The sequence below is a fragment of the Streptomyces sp. NPDC037126 genome (assembly GCF_055605965.1).
Genome location: NZ_JBVJTD010000014.1, coordinates 56867 through 70969, shown reverse-complemented (window position 1 = coordinate 70969; position 14103 = coordinate 56867). Strand labels below are relative to the sequence as shown.

The 14103-nt window shown below is 73.4% G+C and carries 13 protein-coding genes; 9 read left to right on the top strand and 4 right to left on the bottom strand.

The window, feature by feature from the left end:
* Positions 1 to 3: 3 nt before the first annotated feature.
* The 4 genes from ACZ7FF_RS27565 (at position 4) to ACZ7FF_RS27550 (ending at position 4230) form a co-directional block, all read left to right on the top strand.
* Entirely contained in the window at positions 4 to 1572 is a 1569-nt protein-coding gene (locus ACZ7FF_RS27565; protein WP_470815194.1) for a 4-coumarate--CoA ligase family protein, read from the top strand.
* On the top strand, positions 1569 to 2306 hold the full coding sequence (locus ACZ7FF_RS27560) for an enoyl-CoA hydratase family protein (protein WP_470815193.1): 738 nt from the start codon (positions 1569 to 1571) through the stop codon (positions 2304 to 2306). Before ACZ7FF_RS27565 ends, ACZ7FF_RS27560 begins: the two co-directional genes overlap by 4 nt.
* A gap of 4 nt (positions 2307 to 2310) precedes the next feature.
* Complete coding sequence (locus ACZ7FF_RS27555) at positions 2311 to 2910, top strand: TetR/AcrR family transcriptional regulator (protein WP_470815191.1); 600 nt, start codon at positions 2311 to 2313, stop codon at positions 2908 to 2910.
* 288 nt (positions 2911 to 3198) lie between these two features.
* Positions 3199 to 4230 carry an isopenicillin N synthase family dioxygenase gene (locus ACZ7FF_RS27550; protein ID WP_470815189.1) on the top strand — a complete coding sequence of 344 codons (1032 nt, stop codon included), beginning with the start codon at positions 3199 to 3201 and terminating at the stop codon, positions 4228 to 4230.
* A gap of 72 nt (positions 4231 to 4302) precedes the next feature.
* Here ACZ7FF_RS27550 and ACZ7FF_RS27545 read toward each other — a convergent pair whose 3' ends face one another.
* Positions 4303 to 5403: a citrate synthase 2 gene (locus ACZ7FF_RS27545; protein ID WP_470815187.1), complete on the bottom strand. Its 1101-nt coding sequence runs from the start codon at positions 5401 to 5403 to the stop codon at positions 4303 to 4305.
* A 183-nt stretch (positions 5404 to 5586) separates the two neighbouring features.
* On the opposite strand from ACZ7FF_RS27545, the gene pdxH reads away from it, so the two are divergent.
* The 3 genes from pdxH to ACZ7FF_RS27530 all read left to right on the top strand — a co-directional run bounded on the left by pdxH (position 5587) and on the right by ACZ7FF_RS27530 (position 8519).
* A complete protein-coding gene (gene pdxH, locus ACZ7FF_RS27540; RefSeq protein WP_470815185.1) occupies positions 5587 to 6273 on the top strand; it encodes a pyridoxamine 5'-phosphate oxidase in 687 nt (228 codons plus the stop codon).
* Positions 6274 to 6548: 275 nt separating this feature from the next.
* Positions 6549 to 7007: a GNAT family N-acetyltransferase gene (locus ACZ7FF_RS27535; RefSeq protein ID WP_470815183.1), complete on the top strand. Its 459-nt coding sequence runs from the start codon at positions 6549 to 6551 to the stop codon at positions 7005 to 7007.
* Positions 7008 to 7124: 117 nt separating this feature from the next.
* Positions 7125 to 8519 (top strand): PAS domain-containing protein, encoded by a 1395-nt coding sequence (locus ACZ7FF_RS27530; protein ID WP_470815181.1) that lies wholly within the window; start codon positions 7125 to 7127, stop codon positions 8517 to 8519.
* Positions 8520 to 8534: 15 nt separating this feature from the next.
* Here ACZ7FF_RS27530 and ACZ7FF_RS27525 read toward each other — a convergent pair whose 3' ends face one another.
* Positions 8535 to 9290: an SIS domain-containing protein gene (locus ACZ7FF_RS27525; RefSeq protein WP_470815179.1), complete on the bottom strand. Its 756-nt coding sequence runs from the start codon at positions 9288 to 9290 to the stop codon at positions 8535 to 8537.
* A 409-nt stretch (positions 9291 to 9699) separates the two neighbouring features.
* Here ACZ7FF_RS27525 and ACZ7FF_RS27520 point away from each other — a divergent pair, with 409 nt between their 5' ends.
* Both ACZ7FF_RS27520 and ACZ7FF_RS27515 read left to right on the top strand, forming a co-directional pair.
* Complete coding sequence (locus ACZ7FF_RS27520; RefSeq protein WP_020940714.1) at positions 9700 to 10392, top strand: metal-dependent transcriptional regulator; 693 nt, start codon at positions 9700 to 9702, stop codon at positions 10390 to 10392.
* Positions 10393 to 10669: 277 nt separating this feature from the next.
* Positions 10670 to 11560, top strand: a complete 891-nt coding sequence (locus ACZ7FF_RS27515) for an alpha/beta fold hydrolase (RefSeq protein ID WP_470815177.1) — start codon at positions 10670 to 10672, stop codon at positions 11558 to 11560.
* Positions 11561 to 11729: 169 nt separating this feature from the next.
* Here ACZ7FF_RS27515 and ACZ7FF_RS27510 read toward each other — a convergent pair whose 3' ends face one another.
* Together ACZ7FF_RS27510 and ACZ7FF_RS27505 are read right to left on the bottom strand one after the other, a co-directional pair.
* Positions 11730 to 13319, bottom strand: a complete 1590-nt coding sequence (locus ACZ7FF_RS27510; RefSeq protein WP_470815175.1) for a transporter — start codon at positions 13317 to 13319, stop codon at positions 11730 to 11732.
* Positions 13316 to 14092 (bottom strand): ABC transporter ATP-binding protein, encoded by a 777-nt coding sequence (locus tag ACZ7FF_RS27505; RefSeq protein ID WP_470815173.1) that lies wholly within the window; start codon positions 14090 to 14092, stop codon positions 13316 to 13318. Before ACZ7FF_RS27505 ends, ACZ7FF_RS27510 begins: the two co-directional genes overlap by 4 nt.
* Between the last annotated feature and the right edge of the window lie 11 nt (positions 14093 to 14103).

Genomic DNA, 14103 nt, shown 5'->3' with positions numbered 1-14103 from the left:
ACCGTGTTCCACAGCGAGTACGCAGACGTTCCGTTCGTCGAACTCCCCATCCACGAAGCCGTCCTCGGGCGTGCCGCGAGCTTCGGCGAGCTGCCCGCCCTGATCGACGGCACCGACGGGACCACCCTCACGTACGAGCAGGTGGACCGGTTCCACCGGCGCATCGCCGCCGCGCTCGCCGACACCGGCGTCCGCAAGGGCGACGTCCTCGCCCTGCACAGCCCCAACACGATCGCCTTCCCGACCGCCTTCTACGCGGCCACGCGCGCGGGCGCCGCCGTCACCACCGTGCACCCGCTCGCCACCCCCGAGGAGTTCGCCAAGCAGCTGCGCGACAGCGAGGCCCGCTGGATCGTCACCGTCTCCCCGCTGCTGGAGACCGCCCGCCGGGCGGCCGAACTCGCGGGCGGTGTACGGGAGATATTCGTGTGCGACAGCGCGCCCGGACACCGCTCACTCATCGACATGCTCGGCTCGGCCGCTCCCGAACCGCGCGTCGACCTCGACCCGGCCGAGGACATCGCCGCGCTGCCCTACTCCTCCGGCACCACCGGCGTCCCCAAGGGCGTCATGCTCACCCACCGGCAGATCGCCACCAACCTCGCCCAGCTGGAACCCGCGGTCCCGGCCGGACCGGGCGACCGCGTCCTCGCCGTCCTGCCCTTCTTCCACATCTACGGCCTGACCGCCCTCATGAACGCGCCCCTGCGCAGGGGCGCCACGGTCGTCGTCCTGCCCCGCTTCGACCTGGAGACGTTCCTCGCGGCGATCGAGACCCACCGCATCACCGACCTCTACGTCGCCCCGCCGATCGTCCTCGCCCTCGCCAAACACCCCGCGGTCACCCGCTACGACCTGTCGTCCCTGAAACACGTCATCAGCGCGGCCGCCCCCCTGGACGCGAGCCTCGCCGCGGCCTGCTCCGCCCGCCTCGGCCTGCCCCCGATCGGCCAGGCCTACGGCATGACGGAACTGTCCCCCGGCACCCACGTCGTCCCCCTGGACCGGCTCCACGACGCACCCGCCGGCACCGTCGGCAAGCTCATCGCCGGCACCGAGATGCGCATCGTCTCCCTGGACGACCCCGGCAAGGACCTCGGCGCGGGAGAGGCGGGCGAGATCCTGATCCGCGGCCCCCAGGTGATGAAGGGCTACCTCGGACGCCCCGACGCCACCGCCGCCATGATCGACACGGACGGCTGGCTGCACACCGGAGACGTCGGCCAGGTGGACACCGACGGCTGGCTCTTCGTCGTCGACCGGGTGAAGGAACTCATCAAGTACAAGGGCTTCCAGGTGGCCCCCGCCGAACTGGAGGCCCTGCTGCTCACCCACCCCGGCATCGCCGACGCCGCCGTCGTCGGCGCCTACAACGACGACGGCAACGAGGTCCCGCACGCCTTCGTCGTCCGCCAGACCACCGCCGACGACCTGAACGAGAACGAGGTCATGCTGTACGTCGCCGAACACGTCGCCCCCTACAAGCGCGTCCGCCGGGTCACCTTCATCGACGCCGTACCCCGCGCGGCCTCCGGGAAGATCCTGCGCCGCGAACTCAGGGAGCTCGCATGACCGCACCGATCGGCCGCACGCGCGCACGCGGCGTCCAGACCCTCAGCCTGGACGCCGTCGACACCCGCAACGCGCTCTCCGCGGCCCTCGTCCACGAACTCACCGCCGCCCTCACCGACTGCGCCGAGGACGACGACGTACGCGCCGTCGTCCTCACCCACACCGGCAACACCTTCTGCGCGGGCGCCGACCTGCGCGACCCGCCCCACCCGGACGCGCTCGTCGGCCTGCTCCGGACGATCGTCGAACTGCCCAGACCCGTCGTCGCCCGGGTCACCGGACACGTCCGGGCCGGCGGCCTGGGCCTGCTCGCCGCCTGCGACCTGGCCGCCGCCTCGAACACCGCCACCTTCGCCTTCACCGAGGTCCGCATCGGCGTCGCCCCCGCGGTGATCTCCCTGCCGCTGCTGCCCCGCGCCGACCCCCGCGCCCTCGCCCGCTACTACCTCACCGGCGAACGCTTCGGACCCGGGGAAGCCGTGCGCCTCGGGCTGCTCTCGGTCACGGCCGACGACGCCGACGAGGCGCTCGCCCCGCTCCTCGACGGCCTGCGCCGCTCCGCACCAGAGGCCCTCGCCGAGACGAAACGGCTGCTCACGGCTAGGGTGCTGGAGACATTCGACCGGGACGCGGCCGAGCTGACCGCGCTCTCGGCCCGGCTGTTCGCCTCCGACCAGGCCCGGGAGGGGATGACGGCCTTCCTCGAACGGCGCGACGCGGCATGGGTGGTGTGACCACATGAGCACGACGGCGGAACGCGACCGCCTGCCCAAACAGGACCGCAGCCGGGCCACCCGGCAGCGGCTCCTGGAGGCCGCCGTCGCCTGCCTCGCCGAGCACGGCTGGGCGGGCTCCACCGTCTCCGTCGTCGCCGAACGCGCCGGCGTCTCCCGGGGCGCCGCCCAGCATCACTTCCCCACCCGCGAGGACCTCTTCACCGCCGCCGTCGAGTACGTCGCCGAGGAACGCTCCACCGCCCTCAGGGACCTCTTCCCCGACGGCACCGCCGACCGCCGCGCCGTCGTCACCGCCGTCGTCGACCTCTACACGGGCCCCCTCTTCCGCGCCGCCCTCCACCTGTGGGTCGCCGCCTCCAACGAGGAACAACTGCGCTCCCGCGTGACCGAGCTGGAAGCCCGCGTGGGCCGCGAGACCCACCGCATCGCCGTCGACCTCCTCGGCGCCGACGAGGCCCGCCCCGGCGTCCGCGAAACCGTCCAGGGCTTCCTCGACATGGCCCGCGGCCTCGGCCTCGCCAACCTCCTCACCGACGACACCGCGCGCCGCGACCGCGTCGTCGCCCAGTGGGCCGACCTGCTGACCCGGACCCTGAGCTGAACCGGCGCCCGCCCGTCCCGCCGCCACCGACCGGCACGGCCCGCACGGCCGGGACCCGCGCGGCGTGATCCGGGCCACATCCGTATCGCGCGGCGCGCAGTACCCTTGCCGCATGCCTCCGATGCTTGTTCGACGCCGACACGTGGACTACGTGCGCGTCACGAGCATGGGCTGTCGGCCTTCGGCCTGAATCAGCCCCTTTCTTCCTTCCGTTCTTACGGCATCCTGGGCGCCGCCCCCTACCCCCGGCGGCCTGCCCGTGGCCCACACACCCCTGTGGACGCACTCATGACGACGCACCCCGCGACGACCCCGTCGTACGACCAGCTGCCCATCATCGACCTGTCGGCCGCCGACCGCGGACCCCAGGCCCGGGCCCTCCTCCACGCCCAGCTGCACAGCGCCGCCCACGACGTCGGCTTCTTCCAGCTCGTCGGACACGGCGTCACCCCGGCCGAGACCCGCGCCCTGCTCACCGCCATGCGCGCCTTCTTCGACCTCCCCGAGGCCGACCGGCTCGCCCTCGACAACGTCAACTCCCCGCACTTCCGCGGCTACACCCGCACCGGCGACGAACGCACCGGCGGCGCCCGCGACTGGCGCGACCAGCTCGACATAGGCGCCGAACGCCCCGCCCACGCCCCCGGCCCCGGCGAACCCCCCTACTGGTGGCTGCAGGGCCCCAACCAGTGGCCGTCCGCCCTCCCCGAACTGCGCACCGCGGCCCTCACCTGGATCGACCGGCTGAGCGCCGTCGCCCAGCGCCTCCTGCACGAGCTGCTGACGGCCATCGGCGCCCCCGCCGGCTTCTACGACCCGATCTTCGGCGGGCACGCCCACCCGCACCTCAAGCTGGTCCGCTACCCCGGCAGCGCCGGCGACGGCACCGACCAGGGCGTCGGCGCCCACAAGGACTACGGCTTCCTGACCCTGCTGCTGCAGGACACCGTCGGCGGCCTCCAGGTCCTGCGCGAGGACGGCCGCTTCCACGAGGTCCCGCCCATCGAGGACGCCTTCGTCGTCAACCTCGGCGAACTGCTGGAAGTCGCCACCGACGGCTACCTGCTGGCCACCAACCACCGGGTGGTCAGCCCGCCCGGCGCCACCGAGCGGTTCTCGGTCCCCTTCTTCTACAACCCGCGCCTCGACGCCAGGGTCGAACCGCTGCCCTTCCCGCACGCCTCCCAGGCCCCCGGCATCACCACCGACCCGACCAACCCGCTCTACGCCGAGTACGGCTACAACGAACTGAAGGGCAAGCTGCGGGCACACCCGCTGGTGGCGGAGAGGCACCACGGAAACCTGCTGACGGCCGTATGAGCCCAGGAGCGCGGCCGGCCCGGCGGGACGCCCGAGGGCACCCGCGCCGCCCACGCTCCCGGACCACCCCGCTCAGCGGGCGATGTCCGCGTACCCGGCGATGTCCTCGGGCCGCCGGGGCCCGGGCCCCACGTACCGGGCGGAGGGCCGCACCAGCCGGCCCGTCCGCTTCTGCTCCAGAACGTGCGCCGACCACCCCGCAGTCCGCGCGCACGTGAACATCGACGTGAACATGTGCGCCGGAACCTCCGCGAAGTCCAGCATGATCGCCGCCCAGAACTCCACGTTCGTCGCCAGCACCCGGTCCGGCCTGCGGCTGTGCAGCTCCTCCAGCGCCGCCTTCTCCAGCGCCTCCGCGATCTCGTACCGCGGCGCGCCCAGCTCCCGCGCCGTACGCCGCAGCACCCGCGCCCGCGGGTCCTCCGCCCGGTACACCCGGTGCCCGAACCCCATCAGCCGCTCACCCCGGTCCAGGGCCTTCTTCACATAGGCCTCCGCGTCGCCGGTGCGCTCGATCTCCTCGATCATCCCCAGCACTCGCGACGGCGCACCACCGTGCAGCGGCCCCGACATCGCACCCACCGCACCCGACAGCGCCGCGGCGACGTCCGCACCCGTGGAGGCGATGACCCGCGCCGTGAACGTCGACGCGTTCATCCCGTGCTCCGCCGCGGAGGTCCAGTACGCGTCCACCGCCGCCACGTGCTTCGGATCCGGCTCACCCCGCCAGCGGATCATGAACCGCTCGACCACCGACTTCGCCTTGTCGATCTCCCGCTGCGGCACCATCGGCAGCCCCTGCCCCCGCGCCGACTGGGCGACGTACGACAACGCCATGACCGCGGCCCGCGCCAGGTCCTCCCGGGCCTGCCGCTCGTCGATGTCGAGCAGCGGCCGCAGCCCCCACACCGGCGCGAGCATGGCCAGCGCCGACTGCACGTCCACCCGGATGTCCCCGGAGTGCACCGGGATGGGGAACGGCTCGGCGGGCGGCAGACCGGGGTTGAAGGCGCCGTCGACCAGCAGCCCCCACACGTTCCCGAACGAGACGTGACCGACCAGGTCCTCGATGTCGACGCCCCGGTACCGCAGGGCGCCGCCCTCCTTGTCCGGTTCGGCGATCTCCGTCTCGAACGCTACGACTCCCTCGAGCCCGGGTACGAAATCGGACATCAGGCGGCTCCTCGTGATGTGTCGGAGGCGGCGGCGGACACCCCGGTGATGCCCCGATCGTCCAGTGGTCATCCGGTGGTCACCCAAACCGCGGGGGAACCTGCACCATAACCCCGAGTGCCAGGATTGGGGAGACGCTACGACACTGAGTGCCACGCGCATTCGATACGGCAAGATGACCGCGTGACCGACCGCGACCCCATCCTGGACCCCGTGCTCGACCCCGCCGCCATGCGCAAGCAGTACCGGGCCGAAGGACTCGCAGAACAGGACCTCGCCACGCACCCCATGGACCAGTTCGCCCGCTGGTTCGAGGACGCGGCCCGGGCGGCCCTCCACGGCACGATCTACGAACCCAACGCCATGATCGTCTCCACCGCGGACGCCACCGGGCGCCCCAGTTCGCGCACGGTCCTGATGAAGCAGTTCGACACCGACGGATTCGTCTTCTACACCAACTACGACTCCCGCAAGGGCCGCGACCTCGCGGCCAACCCGCACGTCTGCCTGCTCTTCCCCTGGCACCCGCTGGCCCGCCAGGTCATCGTCACCGGCACCGCCCGCCGCACCGGCCGCGACGAGACCGCCGCGTACTTCCGCAGCCGCCCGCACGGCTCCCGGCTGGGCGCCTGGGCCAGCGCCCAGTCCTCGGTCATCGCCTCCCGCACCGAGCTGGACACCGCCTACGCCGAACTGGAGGAGCGCTACCCCGAGGACGAGCAGGTCCCGGTGCCCCCGCACTGGGGCGGCTTCCGCGTCGCCCCCGCCACCATCGAGTTCTGGCAGGGCCGCGAGAACCGCCTCCACGACCGCCTGCGCTACGCCACCCGGCCCAACGGCACCTGGCAGGTCGAACGCCTCAGCCCCTGAGCACGCAGACGACCCGCGGGCTGGGTTCCTCGAAGAGGAGCCGGCCGGACGAAACCGGCAGCCCGCGGGTCGGGTGACTGCTTGGGATTGGGCCGGCTACGCGTCTTTCACGCGCTGGTCCGGCACCGCACTGGTGTGGTGGCGGGCCGCTAGCCCGCAGTCACCTCACGCGTCCGGTTCTCATACATCTGCCGAACCACCTCCCTTCTTGTGTACTCCACACCCTAGGAAGGCGGCCGGAGGGTCTCAACCGTTTTTTCGGTAGCGTCGCAGGCATGACGGATCTTCGGACAGCACTCGTCACGGGCGACGGCATGCTCGAGCAGTGGCGGTTCGTGCACAACACGGTGGTGCCGGCCGCCGCGATGTCGGTCGCGGACGCCCGGGTGCGGCTCGGGCGGTACCGGCTGGAGAACGCGTACCTGGGGGACGTGCTCGTGGGGTGCTCCACGGTGCGCCCGCCGGTGGGGGAGGAGGCCGTGTCGACCGTCATCGCGCGCGTGCTGCCCGAGTTCCGGCGGCGGGGCTTCGGGACGGCCGTCTACGAGAGCGCGCTGGGGCAGGCGCGTGCGCTGGGCGCGGGAGTGGTGGAGACATGTGTGCTGGCGGCGAACGAGGACGGACTGCGGTTCGCGGTGCGCCGGGGGTTCGTGGAGATCGACCGGTACGTGCTGGACGGGGAGCACGACGAGTGGGTCGACCTGCGGCTGCGGGCGGAGGGGGCGGCGGATTGATTCCCCCGAACTTGCGGGAACAGGATGTGTGCTCCGTCACGTTCCAGTTGAATGAAGCCCAGTGAGCGAACCGAGCGCCGTACGTGAGTGCGCCGACGCAGCCTCCAGGGGGTCCAGGTGAGTGCTTCCCGGCGGAGTGGGACCACTGATGAGCTGGGGCCGGACGAGCCCGGTGAGTCCGGCGGCTCCGATCTGCTCGCCGCGCTGCTGGACGGCATGGACGCGGCGCTGTGCGCCTTCGACGCGGACGGTGTCGTCACGCACTGGAACCGGGAGGCCGAGCGGATCCTAGGCTGGACCGCCGCCGAGGCGGTGGGGCGGCACGGGTTCGCCGGCTGGGCGGTGCGCAGCGCGGACGCCGAGGAGGTCCAGGCGCGGCTGATGTCCGCGATGGAGGCGCCCGGTCGGCAGGTGCACGAGTTCGCCCTGGTGACCAAGGACGGCGGGCGGGTCCTGGTGCGGACACAGTCGGCCGCCGTGCGGGGCCCGGAAGGGAAGCCGGCGGGTGTGTACTGCGCGTTCAGCGAGGTGCACGCGCAGATCGACCTGGAGCGGTCGATCGCGCTGAGCGAGGCGCTGTTCGAGGACGCGGCCTGGGGGGTCGTGCTCGTGGACGCCGATCTGCGGCCCGCCGTGATGAACGCGCACGCGGCACGCGCGCTCGGGATCGGGCGGACCTCGGCGCTGGGCCGGCCGCTCGGTGAACTGCTCGCGCAGGGTGTGGAGGAGCTGGAGGCCGCTCTCACGCACGTCCTGGCCGAGGGTGCGCCGCCGGCGCCCGCGGAGATGTGGGTGGGCGTGCGGACCGCGGAGGGCGAGCGGCGGCGGTGCTGGCGCAGCGGGTTCCTGCGGCTGGCGTCGCCGCTGGCGGAGGAGCCGGTGCCGCTCGGGGTGGGCTGGCTGTTCCAGGACGTCACCGAGGCCAAGCAGGGCGAGCAGGAGGCGGCTCTGCTGCGGTTCCGTTCGAACCAGTCGCATCGTGCGGCGCGTGCCGCCGCCGAGTGCGAGGACCCCGTGGAGGCGGCCACCGTCCACCTCGACTTCGCGCTGGCCGGTTTCGCCGATCACGCGCTCCTTGACCGGGTGGCGGGCGGTGCGCGCGCGGAGGGCGAGGGTACGGAGGGTCCGGTGCGGCTGGTACGGCTCGCCGCGACGCCCGCCGGTGCGCCGGGGCCGAGCCTGGTCACGGGTGCGGCGGGGCTGCCGGTGCGCTACGAGGAGGGGCACCCGGCGCTGAGCTGCGTGGAGCGGGCCGGGAGTGTGCGCGCGGACGCGGGGGCGGTGCCGGCGGAGCGGGCGCGCGAGTGGGCGCTGGAGCGGCAGTGGCCGGGTGAGGTGGTGCACGCCTTGTGCGCGGTGCTGCGCAGCCGGGGGCGGACGCTGGGTGTGGTGACGTTTCTGCGCGGGGCCGGCCGGAACCGCTTCGAGCGGTCCGACGCGGCGTACGCGGAGGACGTGGCGCTGCGGATCGCCGTGGTGCTGGACCTGGCGGACGCGGTCCGGGAGCGGTAGCGCCCGCCCGGCGCCTCAGTGCCGGTAGAAGATCCGGTCGCCGTAGCTCTCCATGACCCGGCGGTTCCAGTCGTGGCCGCCGTCCACGTTGCCGGAGCGCAGGAGCGGGGGTTCGATGCCCCGGTCGGCGAGGGCGGCGGCGGTGGTGGCCAGCACGGCCTGCATCAGCGCGGTGGTGACGACGGTGGAGGCGGGGGCGAAGGGCGCGGGGATGGTGTCGAGGGTGAGCTCCGCGTCGCCGACGGCGATCTTGGAGTCGAGTACGACGTCGCAGTGGTCCTTCAGGAAGGTGCCGGAGGTGTGCCGTGAGGTGGTCTCCTCGGCGTAGGCCACGGAGGTCACGCCGATGACCTTCACGCCGAGGGCGCGGGCGGCGAGGGCCATCTCGACGGGGAGGGCGTTGCGGCCGGAGAGGGAGATGACGACGAGGGCGTCGCCGGCGCGCAGCGGGGAGGTGTCGAGGACGGCGCTGGCGAGTCCGTCGACGCGTTCGAGGGCGGAGCCGAGGGTGGCGGGGGTGACGTCGACGCCGACGACGCCGGGGACGGCGAGCAGGTTCATCAGGGCGAGGCCGCCGGCGCGGTAGACCACGTCCTGGGCGGCCAGGGAGGAGTGCCCGGCGCCGAAGGCGAACAGGCGGCCGCCGGATGCGACGGTGTCGGCGAGCAGGGTGCCGGCCGCGGTGATGGCGGCGGCCTCCTCCTCGCGGACGCGTTGCAGCAGGTTGATGGCGGCGTCGAAGAACAGGTCGGCCGGCGTGCCGTCGCTCATGCGGTGCCCCTTCGCAGTCTGTGTCGCGGATCACCGTGCGGTCTGGACCAGTGCGGTGTCAATACGGCCGTGCCGGACCACCCCCGCCCGGCGGGCCCGCGGCTCTCCCACGCGAACGGAACCGCACGCCCGGCCCACCGCGACCCGCGCGCGTCGGCGGGCCCGGGACCGGTGCGGCGGTCGTGTCACCGGCCCGGAAACAGGGGGTGGGCGGCGGCCCCGGACCTCCGCGGGGGGCGCCCGCACGGGCCCGGACCGGCGCGCGGCGGCAGGGCCGGGAACCTCCGCGACGGCGGCCCGTGTCGGCCCGTTCTGCCGGAGGCCCCCGCTTGTCAGTGGGATCCGGCAGAATTGGTGACAGGGCCAGCGCACGCGCCGGGCTGCCGGCAGAGGTAATCGAGGGGCACGTATGTCCGGACTGATCGACACCACGGAGATGTATCTCCGCACCATCCTCGAGCTGGAGGAGGAAGGCGTCGTCCCCATGCGCGCCCGCATCGCGGAGCGGCTGGACCAGAGTGGGCCGACGGTGAGCCAGACGGTGGCGCGGATGGAGCGCGACGGCCTGGTGTCCGTGGCCAGCGACCGGCATCTGGAGCTGACGGACGAGGGCAGAAGGCTCGCCACGCGCGTGATGCGCAAGCACCGTCTCGCGGAGTGTCTCCTGGTCGACGTGATCGGCCTGGAGTGGGAGCAGGTGCACGCGGAGGCGTGCCGCTGGGAGCACGTGATGAGCGAGGCCGTGGAGCGCAGGGTCCTGGAACTGCTGCGGCACCCGACCGAGTCGCCGTACGGCAACCCGATCCCGGGCCTGGAGGAGCTGGGCGAGAAGGACGGGGCCGATCCGTTCCTGGACGAGGGCATGGTGTCGCTGGCCGACCTGGACGCGGGTACGGACGGCAAGACGGTCGTGGTGCGCCGGATCGGGGAGCCGATCCAGACGGACGCGCAGTTGATGTACACGCTGCGGCGGGCGGGTGTGCAGCCCGGTTCGGTGGTGAGCGTGACGGAGTCGGCCGGCGGGGTGCTGGTGGGCAGCGGCGGTGAGGCGGCCGAGCTGGAGGCGGATGTGGCCTCGCATGTGTTCGTCGCCAAGCGCTGAGCGTGGGAGGGCCCCGGCGCCGTGTGGCGCCGGGGCCCGTCCTCCCCTGTGCTGACCCGGAGCCCCGAGCTCTCAGGGTCATCCCCTCGGACCGTTTTTCCCCGAGCGGTCCGCCTCCCGCCAGAAAGATCCCCCTGGCGGCGGCGATCATTCCTCACGGGGTGTCACTCGAATGAGGGGTGTTGTCCGCAGGGACAGCATTTTCGAATACCTATTCGATAGTCTGCGACGGCAAGCGGAACCGTACGAGTCAGCGGAGCTGGGGGGTACCAGGCTCATGGCACGGCGTATCGACGTGACGGGAGCGGGCGGGGTGCGCCTGGCCGCGTGGGAGTTCGCGGACCCTCCGAAGGGGGATCCGGAGGATGCGGAAGCCGACCGGGCGGACCCGGGATCCGGCGGCCCGGGCGTGCTGTTACTCCACGGCCTGATGGGCCGTGCCTCCCACTGGGCGTCCACCGCCCGCTGGCTCGCCGAGCGGCACCGCGCCGTCGCGCTCGACCAGCGGGGACACGGCCAGAGCGACAAGCCCCCGCAGGCCGCCTACACCCGCGAGGCGTACGTCGACGACGCCGAGGCCGCCCTCGAACAGCTCGGCCTCGCGCCCGCCCTGCTCATCGGTCACGCCATGGGCGCCCTGACCGCCTGGCAGCTCGCCGCCAGACGCCCCGACCTGGTGAGCGGTCTGGTCATCTGCGACATGCGGGCCTCCGCGCTCGGCGCGGCCTCGCAGCGGGAGTGGGCCGAGTGGTTCCGCTCCTGGCCCGTCCCCTTCGCCACCCTCGCCGACGTCCGCAAGTGGTTCGGCGAGGACGACCCCTGGGTGGAGCGCCCCTGCCCCGCGCGCGGCGCGTTCTACGCCGAGGTGATGCACGAGTGCGCGGACGGCTGGCGCCCCGTGTTCGAGCCCGGGCAGATGCTGAGGTCCCGGGAGACCTGGGTGTACGACGCGCACTGGGAGGAGCTGGCCCAGGTGCGCTGCCCGGCGCTGGTCGTGCGCGGCCTGGACGGGGAGCTGGGGCGGGCGGAGGCGCAGGAGATGGTGCGGGTGCTGCCGCGCGGCGAGTACGCCGAGGTGGTGGACGCCGGCCATCTCGCCCACTACGACCGCCCGGTGGCCTGGCGGGAGGCGGTCTCGCCGTTCCTCGCGGAGGTCCTCGACGACTGAGCCCCACCCGGCCCGGCGCCCCGGCCCGAGCAGCCCCCCGCAGCGGGCCTCGCGGCCCTGAGCCCTGTCCGACCGCCGCGCACGGGCCTCGTCGGCCCCGTCCCCCGCCGAGCGCCGCAAGGCGCACGCTGTTCGGCCCTCGCCTGGTGCCGCGAGGTGCGCGTGGTGTTCAGCCCTTGCTGACCGCCGTGAGGATCTCCGGCAGCCGGGACGCCGTGCGGGGTGCCGCCAGCCGCAGCCCCAGCACGGTGAGCGCCGCCCCGTACCCGGCCCCGGCCGGCAGCAGCAGCCAGGTCCAGGCGCCCCCGCTCGCGCTCACGTGGAGCCAGACGGCGAGGGCGATCACCGGGGAGCAGAGCAGGCCGGCGGAGACCATGCCGCCGAAGATGGAGATCCAGGCGAGGCCCGCCTGCCCCGGGGCGACGTTCTTGTGGCCCTCCTGGGGGATGGAGTAGGGGAACCGCGCCGAGGTCCAGGCCCCGGTCGCCAGCATCGCGCCGAGCAGCGCGAGGGACAGCCCCAGCACCTCCGGGAGCCGGGTCCAGGCACCCAGCAGGGCGGTCGTGACCACCGTGACGAGCGCCGCGTAGGGGACGGTGATCAGCAGCAGGGCCAGGGCCCGGCCGCGCAGCTCCTCGTAGGCGTCCCGCGGGGCGGAGACGGTCGTGGCCACCATCCAGAAGGCGGAGGTGTCCTGCCCGAACTGGTTGTACATCTGGATGCCGAGCATCCCGGCGGCGAAGCAGGCGAAGTAGACAGAGCCGGTGCCCTGCAGCGCGTTGAACACCGGCACGATCAGCCCGATCGCCAGCGACGTCACCCAGGCGGCCTTGGTCTTCGGGTCGCGCCAGACGTAGCGCAGACTGCGCTCCATGACCGTGCCCGTGCGCCCGCCGGGGAGCAGCCGGGCGAGTCTGCCGGAGGAGGCGCGCTCCGGTGTCCCGGCGTCCAGGGCCTGGAGCGTGGACCCGTCGGGCGCGGTCATCAGCCGGGTCAGGCTCCGCGCCCAGGCGACGACCAGCACCGCCAGACCGGCGGCCGACACGGCCAGTTGGGCGGCGGCGATGCCGTACGACCCCTCGCTCGCCGCGCGCACCGCCGCCACCGCGGAGCCCGGCGGCAGCCAGGACAGCCCGTCGGCGACCGGCCGGAGCTGTCCCAGCCCGCCGGTGCCGAGCCGCCGCGCGCCGAAGTTGACCAGCTGCACCCCGACCGCGATCACCAGCCCGCTCAGCACGGCGAGATCGCGGCCCTTCCTGCTGGTCAGCAGTCGTACGTTGGCGGTGGCGACGGCCCGCGCGAGCGCCACGCAGACCAGCAGCGCGAGGACGGCGGCGACGGCCGCGACGGCGTACCCCGCCGCGCCGTGCGCCGGGGCCAGGGCGCAGCCCGTCAGCATCAGCAGGGTGACCAGTGGGCCGACGCCGACCAGGGAGGCCGCGAGCAGGGCCCGCACCAGCGGGACGGGCCGCAGCGGCAGCATCACCAGCCGGGTCGGGTCGAGCGTCTCGTCGCCGGTGGGGAAGAACAGGGGCAGCACGGCCCAGCCGAGGGCGAGCACGGCGGTGCCGATCACGGCCACGACGTCGGCGCCCGCTCGCCCGCGCAGCAGGACGAGGCCGAGCAACTGTGCCAGTGCGAACAGCACGGCGGCGACGGCGGAGACGGCGAACGCGGCCCGGCGGCCGCCGGACTGCCGCAGCCCGTTGCGGAGCAGGGACAGCTTCAGTCGTACGAGGGTGGTGGTGAGGCCGGTCATCGGGCCGCACCGCCGCCCAGCCAGTCCAGGTCCGAGCCGGCGCTGCGGCCGCTCGCCCCGACCAGTTCCAGGAACGCCCCCTGCAGCGTGGGGTGCGCCCCGCGCACCTCGGCGAGCGGGCCGGTGGCGCGGATGCGCCCCGCCGCCAGGACCGCGACCCAGTCGCACAGCGACTCGACCAGCTCCATGACGTGCGAGGAGAAGACGACGGTGGCGCCGGAGGCGGTGTAGCGCTCCAGGACGCCTCGGATGGTCTGCGCGGACACCGGGTCGACGCCCTCGAACGGCTCGTCCAGGAACAGCACTTCGGGGTTGTGCAGGAGGGCCGCCGCGAGTCCGATCTTCTTGCGCATACCGGTCGAGTAGTCGACGACGAGCTTGTGCTGGGAGCCGGCCAGGTCGAGCACGTCCAGCAGCTGGGTGGCCCGCTTGTCCACCTCGGCCCCGGGCAGCCCGCGCAGCCGCCCGGAGTACCCGAGCAGTTCCCGCCCCGACAGCCGCTCGAACAGCCTGAGCCCCTCGGGCAGGACGCCGATGCGCGCCTTGACGGCCACCGGGTCCCGCCACACGTCGTGCCCGACGACCTGCACGGTGCCGTCGTCGGGCCGCAGCAGCCCCGTCACCATGGACAGGGTGGTCGTCTTACCGGCGCCGTTGGGCCCGACGAGTCCGATGAACTTCCCCGCGGGCAGGTCGAGATCGATTCCGCCGACAGCAACCTGCTGTCCGAACCGCTTCCAGAGGCCTCGCACCCGCACCGCAGCTTCGGTCATGCATGAACAGT

What these genes read in the sequence shown, in the direction of transcription:
- ACZ7FF_RS27550 (WP_470815189.1), top strand. Translation starts at nt 3,199, where the DNA reads ATGACGACGCACCCCGCGACGACCCCGTCGTACGACCAGCTGCCCATC.
- ACZ7FF_RS27555 (WP_470815191.1), top strand. Translation starts at nt 2,311, where the DNA reads ATGAGCACGACGGCGGAACGCGACCGCCTGCCCAAACAGGACCGCAGC.
- ACZ7FF_RS27545 (WP_470815187.1), bottom strand. Translation starts at nt 5,403, where the DNA reads ATGTCCGATTTCGTACCCGGGCTCGAGGGAGTCGTAGCGTTCGAGACG.
- ACZ7FF_RS27535 (WP_470815183.1), top strand. Translation starts at nt 6,549, where the DNA reads ATGACGGATCTTCGGACAGCACTCGTCACGGGCGACGGCATGCTCGAG.
- ACZ7FF_RS27560 (WP_470815193.1), top strand. Translation starts at nt 1,569, where the DNA reads ATGACCGCACCGATCGGCCGCACGCGCGCACGCGGCGTCCAGACCCTC.
- ACZ7FF_RS27510 (WP_470815175.1), bottom strand. Translation starts at nt 13,319, where the DNA reads ATGACCGGCCTCACCACCACCCTCGTACGACTGAAGCTGTCCCTGCTC.
- ACZ7FF_RS27515 (WP_470815177.1), top strand. Translation starts at nt 10,670, where the DNA reads ATGGCACGGCGTATCGACGTGACGGGAGCGGGCGGGGTGCGCCTGGCC.
- ACZ7FF_RS27525 (WP_470815179.1), bottom strand. Translation starts at nt 9,290, where the DNA reads ATGAGCGACGGCACGCCGGCCGACCTGTTCTTCGACGCCGCCATCAAC.
- ACZ7FF_RS27505 (WP_470815173.1), bottom strand. Translation starts at nt 14,092, where the DNA reads ATGACCGAAGCTGCGGTGCGGGTGCGAGGCCTCTGGAAGCGGTTCGGA.
- ACZ7FF_RS27520 (WP_020940714.1), top strand. Translation starts at nt 9,700, where the DNA reads ATGTCCGGACTGATCGACACCACGGAGATGTATCTCCGCACCATCCTC.